The organism is Sphingomonas citri (assembly GCF_019429485.1).
GTDB classification, from domain to species: domain Bacteria; phylum Pseudomonadota; class Alphaproteobacteria; order Sphingomonadales; family Sphingomonadaceae; genus Sphingomonas; species Sphingomonas citri.
Genome location: NZ_JAHXZN010000001.1, coordinates 499390 through 517750, shown reverse-complemented (window position 1 = coordinate 517750; position 18361 = coordinate 499390). Strand labels below are relative to the sequence as shown.

The following is an 18361-nucleotide window of genomic DNA, read 5'->3' as shown; positions in this document are numbered from 1 at the left end:
GCGTGCGCCGGTGACGCGTCGGGCCCCGACGCGGTCGCATGCGCATGACGAGCTTCTCCTGGTTGACCCGCCTGGCCCGCGATCGCGGCGCGAATGTCGCGGCGATGATGGCGGTGGCGATGATCCCGCTCGCCGCGCTCGCCGGTTCGGCGCTCGACGTGTCGCGCATGTACGTGGTCAAGTCACGGCTTCAGCAGGCGTGCGACGCGGGCGTGCTGGCGGGGCGGCGCTTCATGGCGACCGACGGCGGCACGACGCTCGACGCTAACGCGACGACCCAGGCCAAAACGTTCTTCACCAATAATTTCGGCGCGGGTTTCTTCGGCTCATCCAGCGCCACTTTCACCCCCACCAAGACCAGTGACCAGCAGGTGGCGGGGACCGCGACCGTGCAGGTGCCGATGACCGTCATGAAGATGTTCTCGATGGCCACCGCCAATCTGACGGTGACGTGCAAGGCGCGCTTCGACATCGCCGACACCGACATCGTCTTCGTCCTCGACACCACGGGCTCGATGGCGTGCCGCCCGGAAGACACCGACACGCAGTGCAATAGCTATGTCAGCAGCACTACGGTTCAGTCCTACGCTCGCCCCGGAAGCGATCCGGACGCGGTCGCAGGATATCTCGGCTCGACCGCTTATGCTGTTCCGGAAACCACCGCGGGCAATGGGTCGCGTATCAAGGCGCTGCGTCAAGCGGTGAAGGACTTCTCCGCGGTGATCGCGTCATCGGTCGATAGCAGCACGCGCGTCCGCTATGGGTTTGTCACCTATACGTCGACGGTCAACGCCGGCAAGGCGATCTACCAGGTCTCACCTTCCTATCTGCTAGGCGGCGTGAATGGCGAGACGGTGGCCTATCAGACCCGCTGGCCGTGGAAGGATTACGAGATCAGCTGGACGGGCACGGCCAACAACAAGACATCGACGAATTGCACCACGATCGACGGCACGCGCTCGCCCGCGGTCAGCGCGCCGCTCACGTACAACAACAGCAGCGGTACGGCAACGTGGAGCGGGGGGCAGCGCTGGAACAGCAGCGATGGCAAGTGCTACGGCAATCTCACGCGGACTGTCGGTCCCCAGTACCAATATCAGCAATATAGCTGGGACGTGTCCAAGTTCCTGAGTGGCAGCACGGTCACTGACCCAACCAAGGTGAAGGGCGAGACTACCGCTTGGGACGGCTGCGTCGAGGAGCGTGCGACCGAGGCGGGGACGACGAGCTTCACGTCTGCCTCGTACGACCTCGATCCCGACCTGATCCCCACCACCGACGCGCGGACGCGCTGGCGGCCGATGTGGCCTGACGTGGAATATTTCCGTCAGTCATCGCCGACGGACACGAGCAACGGCGACGATACAAGTTACCGTCCAAGCTACAATCTCGCGTGGATGCGCAAGTCGGGCTATTACTCGTGCGGCAAGCCGATCCATCGATTGTCGACGATGAGCGCGTCCGACATCGCTGCCTATGTCGACGCCGCTGACTTCAAGCCGCTGGGCGGTACCTACCACGATACCGGGATGATCTGGGGCACGCGCCTTTTGTCGAATGCGGGCGTCTTCTCCTCCGATAACAAGGGTCGCACCGGTCAACCGCTGCCGCGCAAGGTCATCGTCTTCCTGACCGACGGCGACATGTCGCCGAGTGAGGTGATCTACGGCATGTACGGCGTGGAGAACTTCGATAAGCGCGTCAGCAACGGCGACACGGGCAACCTCACCAGCTACCACAATGCGCGCTTCCTCTACGAGTGCGGCCGCGCGCGCCAGCTCGGCATCGACGTGTGGACGGTGGCGATCGACACCAGCTCCAGCGACCAGCTGACGCAATGCGCACGCAACAGCTCGCAGGCGCTCTACACCACCACCGGCAGCGGTCTGTCAGCGATCTTCCAGAAGATCGCCAAGCAGGTCGCTATGCTGCGGATCGACCAGTGAGCGCGCGCCCGGGGCTCGTCCGCGACCGCCGCGGCGTCAGTACGATCGAGTTCGCGCTGCTCGCACCGGTGCTGTTCCTCGTCGTGCTCGGACTCTTCGACCTGCTTTACGGCGTCTACGTCCGCTCGGTGCTGGAAGGCGCGGTGATCAAGGCGGGGCGCGACAGCGCATTGGAGAACAACGCCGCCGATCAGAACGCGATCGACGCCAAGGTCCGCTCGATGCTCGCCTCGCTCGGCGGCGGGATGACGATCACCACGTCGCGCAAGAGCTACGCCAGCTTCTCGCTGGTCAAGCCGGAGGCGTTCGACGACCAGAACAGGAACGGCGTGCGCGACGCCGGCGAGTGTTTCGACGACGTCAACGGTAACGGCGTGTGGGACGCCGACCCGGGGGTCGGCGGGCAGGGCGGCGCCAACGACGTCACCAATTATACCGTCACGCTGACCTACAACCGCATCTTCCCGATGGCGGCGCTGGCCGGCTGGCCTCGGGTGCAGTCGCTGTCCGCCAGCACGTTGCTCAAGAATCAGCCGTACAAGACCCAGACCAGCAACGTGGTGAAATCGATATGCACCTGAGCCTCGCCCCGCTCGCCGCACGGCTGCGGCGCGACCGCTCGGGCGTGTCGATGATCGAGTTCGCGCTCACCTTGCCCGTTGTGCTGACGCTCGGCTGCTACGGCATCGAGACGAGCAACCTCGCGCTGACCTCGCTGCAGGTCAGCCAGCTCGCGCTCAACCTCGCCGACAACGCCTCGCGTGTCGGCAGCATGCAGAGCGACAACTCGACCCAGTTGCGCGAGGTCGACATCAACGACGTGCTCACCGCGGCGCGGCTGCAGGGCGCCAAGCTCGGGCTCACCACCAGGGGGCGCATCATCGTCTCCTCGCTCGAGGAGAGCGGCGGGAAGCAATATATCCACTGGCAGCGTTGCCTCGGCACGCAGAGCGGCGCCGACTACGACTCGCACTACGGGACGACGCCGGTCACGGCCGGCACCCAGACCGGCAGCGGCTATGCCGGTACGGTGGTGACCGGCATGGGCAAGCCCGGCGCGCAGGTCACCGCGCCGACGGGCACCGGGGTGATGTTCGTGGAGGTCAACTACCTCTACAACCCGATCATCAGCAGCCGCTGGCTGAGCGCGGGCGTGCAGCAGATGCGCTACACCGCCTCGTTCATCGTGCGCGACCGGCGCACCTTCGACATGGTCTACAATCCCGCGCCGACGGCGCAGCGCTACACCTGCGACCGCTACACCGCGTCCTGAGCTACGGTGACGGCGTAGCGCAGATGAAGCGCGCCGTGAGCGAGCGGGTCGACGCCGATCAGCTTGAGCCGGATCTTGCCTTTCAGTCCTGTCTCCCCGGCCTCGACGATCGCGCGGCTGTCGCTGCCGTCCAGCGCGGGCGCGAGGACGAGGTCGAATTGCTCGACCAGCCCGGCGGCGAGGAAGCTGCCGTTCACCCCGCCCCCGCCCTCGAGCAGCAGGTGGCGCGCACCGAACCGCTCGCCCAGCACGTCCAGCGCGGCGGCGAGGTCGAGCCGGCCGGCGTGCTCCTGGCAAACGATGTAGGAGACGCCGTCGCCAACCAGCTCGGCGAGATGCGAGTCGGGGATGTCCGGCCCGAGCAGCACGATGACATGGTCGCCGTGAATGTCCGCCGCGGTGAAGTGGAGCTTGCCGTCGCGATCGAGCGCGATCGCATAGGGGCCGTGGTCGCGCGCGACATGGAGCGGACGGGGTGGCGCCCCGATGGGGGAAGGCGGATGCGGCTCGCCTCTCGCCATCTCCGCCATCGTGACCCGGCCGACGATCCAGCCGTCCGCGGTGTAGCGGTCGTGGATCGCCTCATAGGCGCCGGTCCAGTCCGCCGCGGTGCCGTCGGGGCTCTCGGTCCAGCGGCTCGGGTGGAGCCGACCGTCGAGCGAGCCCGCCATCAGGCAGGTCAGGCGCGGGCGGGTCATGCCGCACTCCCGCCGCCATACTCTTCGTCGCTGACCGGATCGAGCCACGTGACCGCGCTGCCGTCCCTCTTCTCGGCGATGGCGATATGCGTCATCGCGGCATCGGGTGCGGCGCCGTGCCAGTGACGCTCGTCGGGCGCGAAATAGACGATGTCGCCCGGCGCGATCTCCTCGATCGCGCCGCCCTCGCGCTGCACCCGCCCGCGTCCGAAGGTGACGAGCAGCGTCTGGCCGAGCGGGTGCGTGTGCCAGTTGGTGCGCGCGCCCGGCTCGAAGGTGACGGTGGCGCCGGCGAGCGCACCGCTGCCCTCGAAAGGCATGTCGAGCCGAACGGTGCCGGCGAAATAATTCGCCGGGCCGCGCGATGAGGCGATGTCGCCGCTGCGCGTGATTTTCATGGATACGTCTCCGCGAGGATGTTGCCCGCTCAACGCCGCGCGCGCGCACCGTCTCCGTGGCGTCGCGATGAGCAAGTCGCGACGCCGCCATGAACCGGCTTCGTCAGCGCACGGCCCCGGCGTCCGCCGCGGCATTTACCCCAGCCGTGGCAAGGTAACGCGGCGCCACCCGCGCCCGCGCGCGCTGCTCATAGGCATAGCCCGCGCCGAGCACCGCCTGGTCGCCGCCGCGCGTGGCGATGAACGAGAGGCCGACCGGCAGCCCGTCCGCCAGCCCCATCGGCACGGTAAGGTGTGGATAGCCTGCGATCGCCGGCAGCTGTGACGCCGAGGGGCCGCCATATTGGTCGCCATAGACGCGGTCGCTCGGCCAGGCGGCGTCGTAGCTTGGCTCCACCAGCAGCGTCGCGCGCGCCTGGCGCAGCATCGCGTCGATCCCCTGCGCGCCGGCGAGCCGCAGCGAGGTCGCGCGCGCGGCGCGATAGGCCGGGTCGTCGAGCCCCTTGGTCTGCTCCGCGGCCTCGAACAGCTCCTGGCCGAAATACGGCATCTCGGTCGCGGCATGGGCGCGGTCGAAGGCGATCACGTCGGCGAGCGTGCGCGTCGTGACGCTCGCGGGCGTGGTGGCGAGATAGGCGTTGAGATCGGCCTTGAGCTCGGTCTTGAGCACCAGCAGCTCGGCCTCGCCGAGCCCCTCGAGCTTGGGCGGCGTGACTTCGACCAGCTCGGCGCCGGCGGCGCGAAGTACCGCCAGCGCGGCGTCGTAGCGCGAGGCGAGCGCGGGGCGCAGTTCAGGCGGACGGATCACCGCGACGCGCGTGCCGCTCAGCGCGCTGGTGGAGAGCGCGGCGGCATAGTCGGTGGTTTCGCCGGTCATCCCGCCGAGCAGCAGCGCGACGTCGCGTACGCTGCGCGCCATCGGCCCCGGCGTGTCCTGGCTATGGCTGATCGGCACGACGCGCTCGGCGCTGACCAGCCCCAGCGTCGGCTTCAGCCCGACGAGCCCGTTGATCGACGAGGGACACGTGACCGAGCCGTCGGTCTCGGTGCCTACCGCCGCGGCGGCGAGGCTGGCGGCGACCGCGGCGCCCGAGCCCGAGGAGGAGCCGCAGGCGGTGCGATCGAGCGCATAGGGGTTGCGCACCAGCCCGCCGACCGCGCTCCAGCCGCTCATCGAGCGCGTCGAGCGGATGTTGGCCCATTCGGACAGGTTGGTCTTGCCGAGGATCACCGCGCCCGCCGCGCGCAGCCGCGCCACCAAGGGAGCGTCGCGGCGCGTGATGTTGCGGGCAAGCGCTAGGCTGCCGGCTGTGGTCGCGATCGGGTCGGCGGTCTCGATATTGTCCTTGAGCAGGATCGGCACGCCGTGAAGTGGGCCGCGGACGCGTCCGGCGACGCGCTCGGCGTCGAGCGCGCGCGCCTGGGCAAGTGCATCGGGGTTGAGCGCGATCAGGCTGCGCAGGGTCGGGCCCCTGCGGTCGATCTTGGCGATTCGCGCGAGATAGGCGCGAGTGAGCGCGACGCTGCTGGTCTTGCCGGCGGCGAGCTGCGCGCTCAGCTGCTCGAGCGATACTTCCTCCACCTGCGGGGCCGCGGTCGCGGGCAGCGCGAGCAGGCTCCCGGTGAGAACCATCGCCGTCATCGTCACCCGCATCGGTTGCTCCTCATCATCCGCGCTTATTCTCGCGCGTTCGCCCTTGCTTGGGCAAGCGCGCGACGCCCCGGCGATGGACTTCCGCCCCGCAACGGCTAGGAACCCGCGACTTCCGCGCCTCGGCGCGCCTTCTTCTTTCCCGCCGCAGCGGAGCCGCGCATGAACGACGATCTTCGGGCCCTGATCCGGACCATACCCGACTTCCCCAAACCCGGCATCCAGTTCCGCGACATCACCACGCTGCTGCTCGATCCTGCCGGCTTGGCCGCCTGCGTCGAGCGGATGGTGGCGGCGACCGAGGGGCCGGTCGATCTGGTCGCGGGGATCGAGGCACGCGGCTTCCTCTTCGCCGCAGCGCTGGCGGTGCCGCTGCGCGCCGGCGTGCTGCTGATCCGCAAGGACGGCAAGCTGCCCGGGGCGACCATCGCCGAGGATTATGCGCTCGAGTACGGCAGCGACCGGATCGCGATCCACGCCGACGCCTGTGCGCCGGGCGCGCGCGTGCTGCTCGTCGACGACCTCATCGCCACCGGCGGCACGGCGCGCGCCGCGGTGCGGCTGTTGCGCAAGGCCGGTGCCGAGGTGCGCCAGGCCCAGTTCGTCGTCGACCTGCCCGACCTGGGCGGCGCCCAGCGACTGCGCGACGAGGACATCGCGGTCAGCGCGCTGGTGGCCTTCGAGGGTCACTGAGCGTCGCCGGAACCGCCACCGGCTCAGCGCCGTTGGCTCCGCATTGGCGGCGCGTACCAGCCGCTTCCTCCGTGGTATGGAGAGTTTCGATGAGATGGACCCACATCGTCGCCGCTGGCCTGCTCGGCGGGCTGGCGCTCATGACCTCTGCCTGCTCGACCGGCTACGGTTATAGCGGGGTCGGCTTCGGCATCGGCAGCGGCGGCTATTATGACGACCCGTACGGCGGATACGGCTACGGCTACGCGCCGAGCTATTACGGCTGGAACGACGGCTTCTATTACCCGGGCACCGGCGTCTACGTCTACGATCGCTACCGTCGCCCGTACCGCTGGAACGACAACCAGCAGCGCTACTGGCAGCAGCGCCGCGGCAGCTATGCCGGCCGCGACGTGCGCGACAATTGGCGCGACTTCCGCCGCGACGTAGGGCGCGAGCGGCGCGACTATCGCGGTGACCTTCGCGCCAACCGGGACGCCTATCGCAGCGGCACGATCACGCGCGACCAGTTCCGTCAGGGGCGGCGCGACGCGCGCCAGGAGTATCGTGGGGACGTGCGGCGCGAGTATCGCGAGCTGCGCCGGGATAACCGCGCGGAGGGCTATCGCACGCCGCGTCCGATGAGGGACCGCTCGGATCGCGGGCCCGCCCCGCGGCGCGGGGAGCGCCCGCGCTGACGGCTCAGCCGTGCTTCTTCAGGCCGCGGACCCGGTGCCAGACGTAGAAGGCGATCGCCGCGACCAGCACCACGCCGATCGCCGCGTCGGCGCGGTGGAAGAAGGCCTTCAGCCGCGGGTCGCTGTTCCACTTGTCGCCCAACGTCATGCCGATCCAGGCGAGCAGCAGGCAGAAGGGCCAAGAACCCACGAAGGTGTAGACGTGGAACGGGATCAGCTTCATCCGCGCCACCCCGGCGGGAAAGGCGATGAAGGTGCGGATCACGGGTAGCATCCGCCCGATCAGGATCGCCCACGCACCCCAGCGGTTGAAGAAGCGGTCGGCGAGGTCGAGTTCGCCGGGGCCGATGAGGACGTAGCGGCCGAACTTCTCCGCCATCGGCCGCCCGCCGCGGCGACCGATCTCATAGGCGACGACCGAGCCGATGTTGCAGCCGATCGCGCCCGCGGTCGCGGCGAGGAAGAGGTTGAGCTCGCCGGTGGAGACCAGATAGCCCGCGAAGGGCATGATGATCTCGGACGGCAGCGGGATGCACGCGCTCTCGATCGCCATCAGCAGCGCGATGCCCCAATAGCCGCCGGCGGAGATCACGGCGATGGCGAAGCCGGCGAGCGCGGCAAGGATCTTCTCGACCATGATGCTGCGCTTGCGTCACGCGGATGCGAAAGGGAAGCCGCAAAGTGGAACTGTGCCGTCCAGCAACGGTTCGACGCGCATGACCGATCTCACGCTCAACGACGGCCGCCTGATGCCCCAACTCGGGCTCGGCACCTATCAGATCCCCGACTCTCAGGTGGCCGCCGTGGTGCGCGCCGGGCTCGACCTCGGCTTCCGGCTCGTCGACACCGCGGCATTGTACCACAATGAGCGCGGTGTCGGCGAAGGCCTTGGCCGCGACGACGTGTGGCTCACCACCAAATTGTGGCACGACCAGCACGGTGACGCCGCGGCCGCGCTCGACGCCAGCCTGGCGCTGCTCGGGCGCGACCATGTCGATTTGTACCTGATCCACTGGCCGCACCCCGCCGGCGAGCGCTATGTCGAGGCGTGGCAGGCGCTGGTGCAGCTGCGCGACGCGGGCAAGGCGCGCTCGATCGGTGTGTCCAACTTCCTGCCCGAGCATCTCGACGCGATCATCGACGCGACTGGTGTGGTGCCCGCGGTCAACCAGATCGAGCTTCACCCGACCTTCCAGCAGCGCGAGTTGCAGGCGTACAACCGCGAGCGCGGGATCGTCACCCAGAGCTGGTCGCCGCTGGGGCAGGGCGAGACGCTGCGCGACGGGCGCGTGGTCGCGATCGCCGAGCGGCTAAACGCGACGCCGGCGCAGGTGCTGATCGCCTGGCACCTCACCAAGGGGCTGGCGGTTATACCGAAGGCAGGCAACCCCGAGCATCTCGCGAGCAACTGGCAGGCGACTGAGCTGCGCCTGAGCGAGGAAGACGTCGTAGCGATCGACGGGATGGACGATCCCGACGGTCGCATGGGGCCGGATCCGCGCGAGCTGTAAGCGGAAGACGTGCAAGCCGTCGAGCTAGAACGACCGTCTGCACGCCTTCCGCCGACTCCGGATCATCACGTGTTTGCGTGAGGTTCAAACCCAGCTCGGGAACCACGTCCAGCGGTGGAAGGCCGCGGCATGCGCCAGCGGGGCGGCGGTGAGCACCGGCAGGAAGTAGAGCGTCAGCGCGAACGCCAGCAGCAGATACATTTCGTCCCACCAACCCAGCCGCGCGCGCCAATGGTCCAGTGCCACCGACAGCGCGATGCTGAGGAAGACGCTGGCCGGATAGTAATAATAATAGAACCCCAGCGACTTGGGGATAATAGCGAAGATCCCCACCGCGAAGGTCCACAGCACCGCGGGCGCGAGCAGCCGCGCCGACCCGCGCTTCACCCAGCCCCAATAACATGCCGCCACTGCCGCCAGCCCGCCCCACATCACCGCGGGGTTGCCGAGCAGGATGATGCCGCGCTGCGCGCCATCGACCGGCTCGTAGAGGTACCAGATCGGGCGGATCAGCAGCGGCCAAGTCCACCAGTCCGACTGATAGGTGTGGTGCGGCAGCTTCTGCGTCTGGCGCAGGTACATGTCCCATTGGAACGGCAGCAGCCGCTCGACCGTCATCGGCTCGTTGGTGTAGAAGAAGGCGGGGACGAAGGTAAGGAAGTACGCCGCCACCGACACGCCGCCCAGCAGCGCCAGCGCGCGCACCGCGCCGAGCCCCGGCCAGCGCGCGGGCCGCTCGCGCTTCATCATCACGAAGGTGACCGCCGCCGCGGCCACGTACGGCGCCGCGACCCATTTGCATGCGGTGGCGAGTCCCAGCAGCGCCGCGCCGGCGATCCAGCGCGCCACGCTGCCGTCGCGCATCGCCGCGGTGAGCAGCACGATCCCCCACAACAGGAAGGCGAGCAGGAAGGTGTCCAGCATCGCGATCCTCGCCTGGACGTAGACGGTGAAGCCCAGCACCGCGAGCAGCGCGCCGGTCAGCGCCGCGCGGGTGCGCCCGGTCAGCAGCCAGGTCAGCGCGAACACCCCCGCGATCGTCGCGCTGCCCGCCACGGTCGACATCGCGCGCCAGCCCAGCGGCCCGTCGCCGAACAGCCGCAGCCCCAGCGCGATCAGCTCCTTGGCGAGCAGCGGGTGCTCCATATTGGCAGGGCCGCTGAGGTCGCGCAGCGCGCGCGCGGCGGGCAGGTAATGGACCTCGTCGAACACCGGCTTGTCGGGCACGGTGACGCGGAACAGGAACAGCAGCTCGGCGGCGAGCGCGATCGTCATTCCGAGTAACCAGGGGCGGGGCGTCGTTACCGTCTCGTCGCGTGCGGCCATCAACTTCCCCACTTGTGCTCCCGCGCACGCAGGAGCGCAGGGCCGCGAGCGTGGCGGGTCATCATCCTGAGTTCCTGCCTGCGCAGAAACACTCGGCTCCCTTGCGGCAGCGCCGCCGCGGCGACAAGCCTCCTCACCTGCGCTGCCCCTTGTCTCCGCGCGCCGCCGGGGGCTAAGCGTGCGCGCATGAAGCGGCGTAGCGGACAGGACCGGTCGGTCACCCAGCATTGGCGCCCCGCCACCCTCGCGGTGCGCGGCGGCACGGCCCGATCCGAGTTCGGCGAGACCTCGGAGGCGATCTTTCTCACCTCGGGCTACAGCTACGACTGTGCCGAGGACGCCGCAGCGCGCTTCGCCGGAGAGCAGGAGGGGATGACCTATTCCCGCCTGCAGAACCCGACCGTCGAGATGCTCGAACACCGCATCGCGCTGCTCGAGGGCGCCGAGGCGTGTCGCACGATGGCCACTGGCATGGCGGCGATGACCGCGGCGCTGCTGTGCCAGCTCCAGCAGGGCGACCATGTCGTCGCCGGTCGCGCCGCCTTCGGTTCGTGCCGCTGGCTGGTCGACACCCTGCTGCCGCGCTTCGGCATCCAGTCGACCACGGTCGACGCGCGCGATCCGGGTGCGTTCGAGGCGGCGGTGCGGCCCAACACCAAGGTCTTCTTCTTCGAGACCCCCGCCAACCCGACGATGGACGTGGTCGACCTCAAGGCCGTGTGCGGCATCGCGCGCGAGCGCGGGATCGTCAGCGTGGTCGACAATGCCTTCGCCACGCCCGCGCTCCAGCGCCCGCTCGAGTTCGGCGCCGACGTGGTCGCGTATTCTGCCACCAAGATGATGGACGGGCAGGGCCGCGTGCTCGCCGGCGCGGTGTGCGGCAGCGAGGATTTCATCACCAACACGTTGCTGCCCTTCACCCGCAACACCGGGCCGACGCTCAGCGCCTTCAACGCCTGGGTCGTGCTCAAGGGGCTGGAGACGCTCGACCTGCGCGTCCGTCGCCAGTCGGAGAACGCGGTCACGGTCGGGCGATTCCTCGAGGGCCGGGTGCCACGGATCCTGCATCCCGGCCTGCCGAGCCACCCGCAGCACGCGCTGGCGATGGCGCAGATGGTCGCGACCGGCCCGATCTTCGCCTTCGAGGTCGCCGACCGCGCCCAGGCGCACGCGCTGCTCAACGCGCTGCAACTGATCGACATCTCGAACAATATCGGCGATTCTCGCTCGCTGATGACGCATCCTGCCTCCACCACCCATTTCGGCGTCAGCGCCGAGGCGCGCGCCGAGATGGGCGTGACCGAGGGGCTGTTGCGGCTCAACGTCGGCCTCGAGGATCCACAGGACCTGATCGACGATCTCGACCAGGCGCTCCGGCAGGTCGGCCTATGACCGCGATCGGCATGGAGGCGCTGTTCCCGCTCGCCACGACGACCGGGACGGTCACCGTGCGGGTCTCGGTCAGCTATCTGCCCGAACAGTCCGAGCCGGCGCGCGGGCGCTGGTTCTGGGCCTATCACATTCGGCTGGAGAATGACGGTAACGGCGCGGTGCAGCTGCTCACGCGCCACTGGGTCATTACCGACGGCAACGGGGCGCGTCACACCGTGGAGGGCGAGGGCGTGGTCGGCGAGCAGCCGCTGATCGCGCCGGGCGCGAGCTACGATTATGTCTCGGGCTGCCCGCTCGCCACGCCCAGCGGCGCCATGCAGGGCAGCTATCGCATGATTGCCGAGGACGGGCAGCTGTTCGACGTCGCCATCCCGCGCTTCGCGCTGACCGCGCCGGCGGTGGCGGAGTGAAGCGCACCCACCTGCCGCTCAACGGTCTGCGCGTGCTCGACGCGGCGGCGCGCCACCTCTCCTTCACCCGTGCCGCCGACGAATTGGCGGTGACCCCCGCGGCGGTCGGCCAGCAGATCCGCGCGCTGGAGGACACGTTGGGCGTCGTCCTGTTCCGCCGCACCACCAAGGGGCTGGAGCTGACTCCCGAGGGCGAGGCGGGGCTCGCGCCGCTGCGCCAGGGCTTCCTCGAGTTCGAGGAAGCGGTGCGTGCGATGCAGGCGGGCCAGTCGTCCAAGTCGCTGACGATCGCGGCGCCCCGCGACGTCACCGAGAAATGGCTGCTGCCGCGCCTCGCCGAGATCGCCGCCGGCGATGCCGAGCTGCGCTTCGCGCTCGTCGCAGCCGACGACAACGTCGATTTCACCGAGGCCAACCTCGACCTCGCGATCCGCTGGGGCGAGGGCCCCGGTGCGCTGGAAGGCGAGGCGATCGAGAGCGAGGGGCTGGTGACGGTGGAGCGCGCGGGCGGCGGCGCGTCGGCGGTGATCCAATGGCCCGGCGCGCCCGCGGGCGACGGCGCGCCGCAAGTGCGCGTCGGTGACGCGGGGCTGGCGATCGACGCCGCCGCGGCCGGCCTGGGGCGCGCCACCGTGCCCGAACTGCTCGCGACGCGCGACGTCGAGGCCGGGCGGCTGGTGGTGGTCGGCGAGGCGGTGCCGTCGCGGCTCGGTTACTGGCTGATCGCGCCGACGCCGCAGTGGCGCCAGCGCAAGGTGCAGGCGCTGGTCGAGGCGCTCGGCGGATGACCCAGCGGCTCGCGACCGCGCGGCTGGCGCTGCGCGCGCGCGTGCCCGACGATGCCGAGTCGCTCTTCGCCGCCATGGGCGACGCGACGGCGATGACCTGGTGGTCGCACGCGCCGGCTGAGTCGGTGGCGGCCTTGCGCGAGCGGTTCATCGCGCGCGACGATGGCAGTTGGCGCACCTGGGCGGTCACTCGCGCGGACGACGACGTCGCGATCGGCTTCGTCGCCGCGGGCGAGAAGCGCGCCGGCGTGATCGAGATCGGCTACCTGCTGGTACCCGCGGCGCAGCGGCATGGTTACGCGCGCGAGGCGGTCGGCGCCGTCATCGATCAGCTGTTCGCGGAGGGCTATCGGCGCGTGTTCGCCGATACGGATCCGGAGAACGTCGGCTCCAACCGCCTGCTCGAGGCACTCGGGTTCCGCCGCGAAGGGCTGCTGCGCGCCGAGTGGGAGACTCACATCGGCGTGCGCGACACGGTGCTGTGGGGGCTGCTGCGCGACGAGTGGCGCGGGGTAGTGGGTCGTCCAGCCTGAGCAGCTAGGCGGTGGCGGTCGTCCCGGCGACAACCGCGGCCCAGTTGAACGGGTCCTTGTGATCACCACGGCGACCTTTCCTGCACCCCGGCTTCCACCGGGGTACGCAGGCGATCGTGGGCCCCTCACTCCGGAACGGTGTTCTCGTCGGCGATCTTCGCCTCGAACGATTTGCTCGAGTCGGTGCCGTCCGGCTGGTGCGCCCCACCGTGCTTGGCGCCGGCCTTGCCCTCGGGCTTCGTGCCGGCCTTGCCGTCGGGCTTGGGTGCCGGCAGCGAGGGCTGCTTCGGCGTCGAGCTGCGCAGCGACAGCAGCGCGGCGGTCGCGGCCGCACCGATCGCCGCCACGCCGCCGGCGATCGCCGCCGCACCCCATTTGCCGCCGACCTTGTCGGTCGCGCGCGATGCCGCTTTGCCGGCGTTACGTGCCCCGCGCGTGGCGCTTTTGCGCGTGTCGGTCGCGGCGCGGGTCGCGCGCTTGCGTGCAGCGTCGGCCGAGCGCGACACGCTCTTGGTCGCCGCGGTCACCGCCTCGCCGGCCTGTTCCAGAGTCGACGGCTCAGCCGCGGCGGAGCGCTTGGTGGCGGCGCGGCGCTTGGGCGCGGGCGTGTCGCTCGCGGTCTTGCGTTTCGTCGCCGGCTTGCTCGCCGCGCTCGCATTGGCCTTGCGCGGCGCACGGCGGCGCGGCGTCGCCGGCTTGGACGAGGTCGGCGCCGGGGTCGGCGTGTCGCTGTTGTCGTCGGCCATCATCTGCTCCCTGGCGAAATGGTACGGCCGCGTAACGCGCGGCCGCCGCTTCGTTTCCCCGGTAGCCGCCGACACTTAGCGGAAGGGCGGCTCGTTGAAGGCGCGCAGCTTACGGCTGTGGAGCTTGGCGCCCTCGCGGCGGAGCTCCTCGCACGTCTCGATGCCGATCCGCATGTGCTCGCTGATCGCGCGCTCGTAGAAGCGGTTGGCTTGGCCGGGGAGCTTGAGCTCGCCGTGCAGCGGCTTGTCCGAGACGCACAGCAGGGTGCCGTAGGGCACGCGGAAGCGGTAGCCCTGCGCCGCGATCGTCGCCGACTCCATGTCGATCGCCACCGCGCGGCTGAGCGAGAAGCGCAGCGCCGAGCGGGCGTAGCGCAGCTCCCAGTTGCGATCGTCGGTGGTGACGATCGTGCCGGTGCGCAGCCGCCGCTTGAGCGCGTCGCCCGACTGGCCGCTGACGGTCTCGGCCGCGCGCGCCAGCGCCTGCTGCACCTCGGCGATGGCGGGCACCGGTATTTCGGGCGGCAGCATGTCGTCGAGCACGTGGTCGTCGCGCAGATAGGCGTGCGCGAGCACATAGTCGCCGATCCGCTGCGACGGACGAAGCCCGCCGCAATGGCCGATCATCACCCAGGCCTCGGGCCGCATCACCGCGAGATGGTCGCAGATCGTCTTGGCGTTCGAGGGGCCGACACCGATGTTGACGAGCGTGATGCCGGTGCGATCGTCCGCCATCAGGTGATAGGCGGGCATCTGCAGCCGCCGCCACGCGCTATCGTCGAGCCTCGCGGGATCGTCGCCCGCCTGGAACAGCACGCCGCCCGGCCCCGACAGCGCGGTGAAGCGGCTGTCGCCCCCGACCTGGCTCGCGCCCCAGCGGACGAACTCGTCGACGTATCGGTGATAGTTGGTGAACAGCACGTAGCGCTGCACGTGCTCGGGCGGGGTGCCGGTGTAGTGGCGCAGCCGCGCGAGGCTGAAGTCGGTGCGCAGCCCGTCGAAGAGTGCGAGCGGGCGCGTGCCGTCGATCGAGGCCCACAGGCCGTCGGCGATCTCGTCGCCGATATAGGCGAGCTCGGTGGTCGGAAACCAGCGCGCCAGCTCGGCGGCGGAGACGGTGTCGAGGCTCAGCGCGTGACCGGCGTCGATCACATAAGGGAAGGGGATCTCCTGCGTCCCCGCCACGGCGCTGACGGTGACGTCATAATCCTCGATCAGCAGGGTCAGCTGCTCGATCAGGTAATCGGCGAAGACCGCGGGCTTGGTGACGCTGATGCGATACTCGCCGGGGCTCACCAGCCGGCCGAAGGAGCGCAGCGGCGTGGGGCGATCGTCGCCGCCGGCGAAGCGGAGCCGGATCTCGGGGTAGGCGAAGGAGCCGTCGCGCCGCGCGTCGGGGGCAGGGGGCGTGCCATCGGCGATGTAGCGGGAGATCGCCGCCTTCAGCCGGTCGACCGACGCGCTGTAGAGCCGGTCCAGTTCCTGTACGATGTCGTTCGCTGTCATTCCCGACGGTTACATTTGCGATGTGACCGCGGCAAGTCGCCCATCCACCGGCGTGGCGCGCAGTGATCAAAGAAGATCCTCCCCGCCGTGCGGGGAGGATCAAAGGATTTCACAGCAGCGTCAGCAGATGCTCCGCCGAACTCACCCGGAACTCGCCCGGCGCCTCGACCTCGAGCGACTCGACCACGCCGTCGTTCACCACCATCGCGTAGCGCTGGCTGCGCTTGCCCATGCCATATTTGCTGCCGTCCATGTCGAGCCCGAGCGCGCTCGCGAACTCGCCGTTGCCGTCGGCCAGCATCGTCACGCCCTCGGCGCCGTTCTGCTTGGCCCAGGCGCCGAGCACGAACGCATCGTTGACCGCGGTGCAGGCGATCTCGTCGACTCCCTTGGCGCGCAGCTCTCCGGCCTTGTCGAGATAGCCCGGCAGGTGCCGCGCCGAGCAGGTCGGCGTGAAGGCGCCCGGCACCGCGAACAGCGCGACGCGCCGGCCCTTGAAATATTCGGCCGAATCGACCGGCTCCGGTCCCTCGGCGGTCACTTTGGTGAGGCGGGCGGAAGGCAGAGTGTCACCGACGCTGATCGTCATAGGGGTCTCCGGTTCGAAAGGCGCGACGGTGTCGCAGCCGCCCCGGGCGATTTCAAGCTTTGGCAAGCGCCGCCGCACGCACTAGGTTCGGGCCGATGGAGCAAGCCCAATATCTCACCGGTCAGTTCCTGCTCGCCATGCCGGGGATCGGTGACCCGCGCTTCGAGCATTCGGTGATCGCGATCTGCAGCCACGACGAGAGCGGCGCGCTCGGCGTCGGGATCGGCGCGGTGGTCAACGGGCTCGGCCTGCACGACGTGCTCGAGCAGCTCGAGATCGCGCCCGGCGAGGCACCCGACGCGCCGGTCCACTTCGGCGGGCCGGTGGAGACGCGGCGGGGGTTCGTGCTCCACTCGAGCGACTGGGGCGGGCACGACACGCTCGACGTCGCGGGGCGTTGGGCCTTGTCCGGCACGCTCGACGTGCTGCGCGCGATCGCGGCAGGTAACGGCCCGTCGCGGTGGCTGGTTGCGCTCGGCTACGCCGGCTGGGCGCCGGGGCAGCTCGACGCGGAGATGACGCGCCACGGATGGCTCAACGTCGCCGACTCGCCCGAGATGCTGTTCGACACACCCGTCGAGCGGCGCTGGACCCGTGGTTTCGCCGCCGCCGGCGTCGACCCGCGGCTGCTGTCGAGCGAGAGCGGACACAGCTGAGCCGCTCTCGCAGGACGATATAAAGATATCTTTATATTTGATTGGCGGCATCGGGCGGGCTAAGGCGCGCGGATGCCGACCGGTGCGTGGCGCCTTGGTCGGCCCTATCAGTCTGGAGACAACGCCGTGGCAACCGCCCCAGTGTCTGACCGCACGCTCGACACCAACGATTACGTCATCAAGGACATCGGCCTGGCCGATTTCGGCCGCGCCGAGATCAACATCGCCGAGACCGAGATGCCTGGCCTGATGGCGCTGCGCGCCGAGTATGGCGCCGCGCAGCCGCTCAAGGGCGCGCGCATCACCGGCTCGCTGCACATGACGATCCAGACCGCGGTGCTGATCGAGACGCTGACCGCGCTGGGCGCCGACGTGCGCTGGGCGACCTGCAACATCTTCTCGACCCAGGACCATGCCGCCGCCGCGATCGCCGCCGCCGGCATCCCGGTGTTCGCGGTGAAGGGCGAGACGCTCGCCGATTACTGGGACTATGTCGGCTCGATCTTCGACTGGGACGACGGCAACGGCCAGACCGCCAACATCATCCTCGATGACGGCGGCGATGCGACGATGTTCGCTTTGTGGGGCGCCAAGCTCGAGGCCGGCCAGAGCTTCGGCGAGCCGGAGAATGAGGAAGAGGTCGAGTTCCAGCGTTCGGTCAAGGCGTTCATCGCCAAGAAGCCGGGCTATCTGACCGAGACCGTCAAGAACCTTAAGGGGGTTTCGGAAGAGACGACGACGGGCGTCCACCGGCTGTACGAGATCGCCAAGAAGGGCGAGCTGCCGTTCCCGGCGATCAACGTCAACGACTCGGTCACCAAGTCCAAGTTCGACAATCTCTACGGCTGCAAGGAGTCGCTGGTCGACGCGATCCGCCGCGCCACCGACGTGATGCTGGCGGGCAAGGTCGCCACCGTCGCCGGCTTCGGCGACGTCGGCAAGGGTTCGGCCGCCAGCCTGCGCAACGGCGGCGCGCGCGTCCTCGTCACCGAGATCGACCCGATCTGCGCGCTGCAGGCCGCGATGGAGGGCTATGAGGTCGTGACGATGGAGGAAGCGGTGAAGCGCTCCGACATCTTCGTCACCGCGACCGGCAACGCCGACGTCATCACCGCCGATCACATGAAGGCGATGAAGCCGATGGCGATCGTCTGCAACATCGGCCACTTCGACTCGGAGATCCAGATCGCGGCTCTGTCCAACTACAAGTGGACCGAGGTGAAGCCGGGCACCGACCTGGTCGAGTTCCCCGACGGCAAGCAGATCATCGTGCTCGCCAAGGGTCGCCTGGTGAACCTGGGCTGCGCGACCGGCCACCCGTCGTTCGTGATGTCGGCCTCGTTCACCAACCAGACGCTGGCGCAGATCGAGCTGTGGACCAAGGGCGAGACCTACAAGAACGAGGTCTATGTCCTGCCCAAGCACCTCGATGAGAAGGTCGCCGCGCTCCACCTCGAGAAGCTCGGCGTCCAGCTGTCGCAGCTGAGCGAGAAGCAGGCCAAGTATATCGGCGTGCCCGTCGCCGGCCCGTTCAAGCCGGATCATTACCGCTACTGATCGCCGTCGCG

At 69.3% G+C, this 18361-nt stretch carries 20 protein-coding genes; 12 read left to right on the top strand and 8 right to left on the bottom strand.

The genetic code is table 11. The features are described from left to right. The first annotated feature begins 62 nt into the window (after positions 1-62). From KZ820_RS02570 to KZ820_RS02560, 3 genes are read left to right on the top strand one after another with little or no spacing between them, the layout of a single operon-like run. Positions 63-1946: a TadE/TadG family type IV pilus assembly protein gene (locus KZ820_RS02570; protein ID WP_258047701.1), complete on the top strand. Its 1884-nt coding sequence runs from the start codon at positions 63-65 to the stop codon at positions 1944-1946. Then, on the top strand, positions 1943-2527 hold the full coding sequence (locus KZ820_RS02565) for a TadE/TadG family type IV pilus assembly protein (RefSeq protein WP_308462099.1): 585 nt from the start codon (positions 1943-1945) through the stop codon (positions 2525-2527). The genes KZ820_RS02570 and KZ820_RS02565 overlap by 4 nt, the downstream gene beginning before the upstream one ends. Continuing rightward, positions 2518-3219, top strand: a complete 702-nt coding sequence (locus KZ820_RS02560) for a TadE/TadG family type IV pilus assembly protein (protein ID WP_219747123.1) — start codon at positions 2518-2520, stop codon at positions 3217-3219. Before KZ820_RS02565 ends, KZ820_RS02560 begins: the two co-directional genes overlap by 10 nt. Here KZ820_RS02560 and KZ820_RS02555 read toward each other — a convergent pair. The 3 genes from KZ820_RS02555 to KZ820_RS02545 all read right to left on the bottom strand — a co-directional run bounded on the left by KZ820_RS02555 (position 3204) and on the right by KZ820_RS02545 (position 5969). Continuing rightward, positions 3204-3917 (bottom strand): RibD family protein, encoded by a 714-nt coding sequence (locus KZ820_RS02555; protein ID WP_219747122.1) that lies wholly within the window; start codon positions 3915-3917, stop codon positions 3204-3206. The genes KZ820_RS02560 and KZ820_RS02555 overlap by 16 nt on opposite strands. Beyond that, positions 3914-4315, bottom strand: a complete 402-nt coding sequence (locus KZ820_RS02550; RefSeq protein ID WP_219747121.1) for a (R)-mandelonitrile lyase — start codon at positions 4313-4315, stop codon at positions 3914-3916. Before KZ820_RS02550 ends, KZ820_RS02555 begins: the two co-directional genes overlap by 4 nt. A gap of 103 nt (positions 4316-4418) precedes the next feature. Then, positions 4419-5969, bottom strand: coding sequence for an amidase (locus tag KZ820_RS02545; protein WP_219747120.1), 1551 nt, complete (start codon positions 5967-5969; stop codon positions 4419-4421). Positions 5970-6128: 159 nt separating this feature from the next. Between KZ820_RS02545 and KZ820_RS02540 the strand changes: the two genes are divergently transcribed. Further along, positions 6129-6659 carry an adenine phosphoribosyltransferase gene (locus tag KZ820_RS02540; protein WP_219747119.1) on the top strand — a complete coding sequence of 177 codons (531 nt, stop codon included), beginning with the start codon at positions 6129-6131 and terminating at the stop codon, positions 6657-6659. 89 nt (positions 6660-6748) lie between these two features. Further along, positions 6749-7336, top strand: a complete 588-nt coding sequence (locus tag KZ820_RS02535; protein ID WP_219747118.1) for a hypothetical protein — start codon at positions 6749-6751, stop codon at positions 7334-7336. Positions 7337-7340: 4 nt separating this feature from the next. Here the strand turns inward: KZ820_RS02535 and KZ820_RS02530 are convergent, their stop codons facing one another. Beyond that, complete coding sequence (locus tag KZ820_RS02530; RefSeq protein ID WP_132909111.1) at positions 7341-7973, bottom strand: DedA family protein; 633 nt, start codon at positions 7971-7973, stop codon at positions 7341-7343. Between the two features lie 79 nt (positions 7974-8052). On the opposite strand from KZ820_RS02530, the gene KZ820_RS02525 reads away from it, so the two are divergent. Continuing rightward, on the top strand, positions 8053-8847 hold the full coding sequence (locus tag KZ820_RS02525) for an aldo/keto reductase (RefSeq protein ID WP_219747117.1): 795 nt from the start codon (positions 8053-8055) through the stop codon (positions 8845-8847). A gap of 84 nt (positions 8848-8931) precedes the next feature. Here KZ820_RS02525 and KZ820_RS02520 read toward each other — a convergent pair whose 3' ends face one another. Beyond that, positions 8932-10173, bottom strand: a complete 1242-nt coding sequence (locus KZ820_RS02520) for a glycosyltransferase family 39 protein (protein ID WP_219747116.1) — start codon at positions 10171-10173, stop codon at positions 8932-8934. Between the two features lie 186 nt (positions 10174-10359). Between KZ820_RS02520 and KZ820_RS02515 the strand changes: the two genes are divergently transcribed. Genes KZ820_RS02515 through KZ820_RS02500 form a run of 4 tightly spaced genes read left to right on the top strand, consistent with a single transcriptional unit; the run spans position 10360 to position 13296 of the window. Then, positions 10360-11565 carry a trans-sulfuration enzyme family protein gene (locus KZ820_RS02515; protein ID WP_219747115.1) on the top strand — a complete coding sequence of 402 codons (1206 nt, stop codon included), beginning with the start codon at positions 10360-10362 and terminating at the stop codon, positions 11563-11565. 11 nt (positions 11566-11576) lie between these two features. Beyond that, entirely contained in the window at positions 11577-11975 is a 399-nt protein-coding gene (apaG, locus tag KZ820_RS02510; protein ID WP_219748058.1) for a Co2+/Mg2+ efflux facilitator ApaG/CorD, read from the top strand. After that, positions 11972-12763, top strand: coding sequence for a LysR family transcriptional regulator (locus tag KZ820_RS02505; RefSeq protein WP_219747114.1), 792 nt, complete (start codon positions 11972-11974; stop codon positions 12761-12763). The genes apaG and KZ820_RS02505 overlap by 4 nt, the downstream gene beginning before the upstream one ends. After that, the gene (locus KZ820_RS02500; RefSeq protein WP_219747113.1) at positions 12760-13296 is read left to right on the top strand and encodes a GNAT family N-acetyltransferase; all 537 of its coding nucleotides are present in this window, start codon (positions 12760-12762) and stop codon (positions 13294-13296) included. Before KZ820_RS02505 ends, KZ820_RS02500 begins: the two co-directional genes overlap by 4 nt. Before the next feature lie 125 nt (positions 13297-13421). Here KZ820_RS02500 and KZ820_RS02495 read toward each other — a convergent pair whose 3' ends face one another. The 3 genes from KZ820_RS02495 to KZ820_RS02485 form a co-directional block, all read right to left on the bottom strand. Beyond that, the gene (locus KZ820_RS02495; protein ID WP_219747112.1) at positions 13422-14042 is read right to left on the bottom strand and encodes a hypothetical protein; all 621 of its coding nucleotides are present in this window, start codon (positions 14040-14042) and stop codon (positions 13422-13424) included. Positions 14043-14117: 75 nt separating this feature from the next. After that, a complete protein-coding gene (locus KZ820_RS02490; RefSeq protein WP_219747111.1) occupies positions 14118-15548 on the bottom strand; it encodes an AMP nucleosidase in 1431 nt (476 codons plus the stop codon). Between the two features lie 109 nt (positions 15549-15657). Then, the gene (locus KZ820_RS02485) at positions 15658-16137 is read right to left on the bottom strand and encodes a peroxiredoxin (RefSeq protein WP_219747110.1); all 480 of its coding nucleotides are present in this window, start codon (positions 16135-16137) and stop codon (positions 15658-15660) included. A 95-nt stretch (positions 16138-16232) separates the two neighbouring features. Here KZ820_RS02485 and KZ820_RS02480 point away from each other — a divergent pair, with 95 nt between their 5' ends. Together KZ820_RS02480 and ahcY are read left to right on the top strand one after the other, a co-directional pair. After that, positions 16233-16793 (top strand): YqgE/AlgH family protein, encoded by a 561-nt coding sequence (locus KZ820_RS02480; RefSeq protein ID WP_219747109.1) that lies wholly within the window; start codon positions 16233-16235, stop codon positions 16791-16793. Between the two features lie 72 nt (positions 16794-16865). Continuing rightward, positions 16866-18350, top strand: coding sequence for an adenosylhomocysteinase (gene ahcY, locus KZ820_RS02475; RefSeq protein WP_373368991.1), 1485 nt, complete (start codon positions 16866-16868; stop codon positions 18348-18350). Positions 18351-18361: the final 11 nt, after the last annotated feature.

Coding starts and splice junctions, on each gene's coding strand:
- KZ820_RS02560 (WP_219747123.1), top strand. CDS start 2,518: ATGCACCTGAGCCTCGCCCCGCTCGCCGCACGGCTGCGGCGCGACCGC.
- KZ820_RS02555 (WP_219747122.1), bottom strand. CDS start 3,917: ATGACCCGCCCGCGCCTGACCTGCCTGATGGCGGGCTCGCTCGACGGT.
- KZ820_RS02550 (WP_219747121.1), bottom strand. CDS start 4,315: ATGAAAATCACGCGCAGCGGCGACATCGCCTCATCGCGCGGCCCGGCG.
- KZ820_RS02545 (WP_219747120.1), bottom strand. CDS start 5,969: ATGCGGGTGACGATGACGGCGATGGTTCTCACCGGGAGCCTGCTCGCG.
- KZ820_RS02540 (WP_219747119.1), top strand. CDS start 6,129: ATGAACGACGATCTTCGGGCCCTGATCCGGACCATACCCGACTTCCCC.
- KZ820_RS02535 (WP_219747118.1), top strand. CDS start 6,749: ATGAGATGGACCCACATCGTCGCCGCTGGCCTGCTCGGCGGGCTGGCG.
- KZ820_RS02530 (WP_132909111.1), bottom strand. CDS start 7,973: ATGGTCGAGAAGATCCTTGCCGCGCTCGCCGGCTTCGCCATCGCCGTG.
- KZ820_RS02525 (WP_219747117.1), top strand. CDS start 8,053: ATGACCGATCTCACGCTCAACGACGGCCGCCTGATGCCCCAACTCGGG.
- KZ820_RS02520 (WP_219747116.1), bottom strand. CDS start 10,173: ATGGCCGCACGCGACGAGACGGTAACGACGCCCCGCCCCTGGTTACTC.
- KZ820_RS02515 (WP_219747115.1), top strand. CDS start 10,360: ATGAAGCGGCGTAGCGGACAGGACCGGTCGGTCACCCAGCATTGGCGC.
- apaG (WP_219748058.1), top strand. CDS start 11,577: ATGGAGGCGCTGTTCCCGCTCGCCACGACGACCGGGACGGTCACCGTG.
- KZ820_RS02500 (WP_219747113.1), top strand. CDS start 12,760: ATGACCCAGCGGCTCGCGACCGCGCGGCTGGCGCTGCGCGCGCGCGTG.
- KZ820_RS02495 (WP_219747112.1), bottom strand. CDS start 14,042: ATGGCCGACGACAACAGCGACACGCCGACCCCGGCGCCGACCTCGTCC.
- KZ820_RS02490 (WP_219747111.1), bottom strand. CDS start 15,548: ATGACAGCGAACGACATCGTACAGGAACTGGACCGGCTCTACAGCGCG.
- KZ820_RS02485 (WP_219747110.1), bottom strand. CDS start 16,137: ATGACGATCAGCGTCGGTGACACTCTGCCTTCCGCCCGCCTCACCAAA.
- KZ820_RS02480 (WP_219747109.1), top strand. CDS start 16,233: ATGGAGCAAGCCCAATATCTCACCGGTCAGTTCCTGCTCGCCATGCCG.
- ahcY (WP_373368991.1), top strand. CDS start 16,866: ATGCCGACCGGTGCGTGGCGCCTTGGTCGGCCCTATCAGTCTGGAGAC.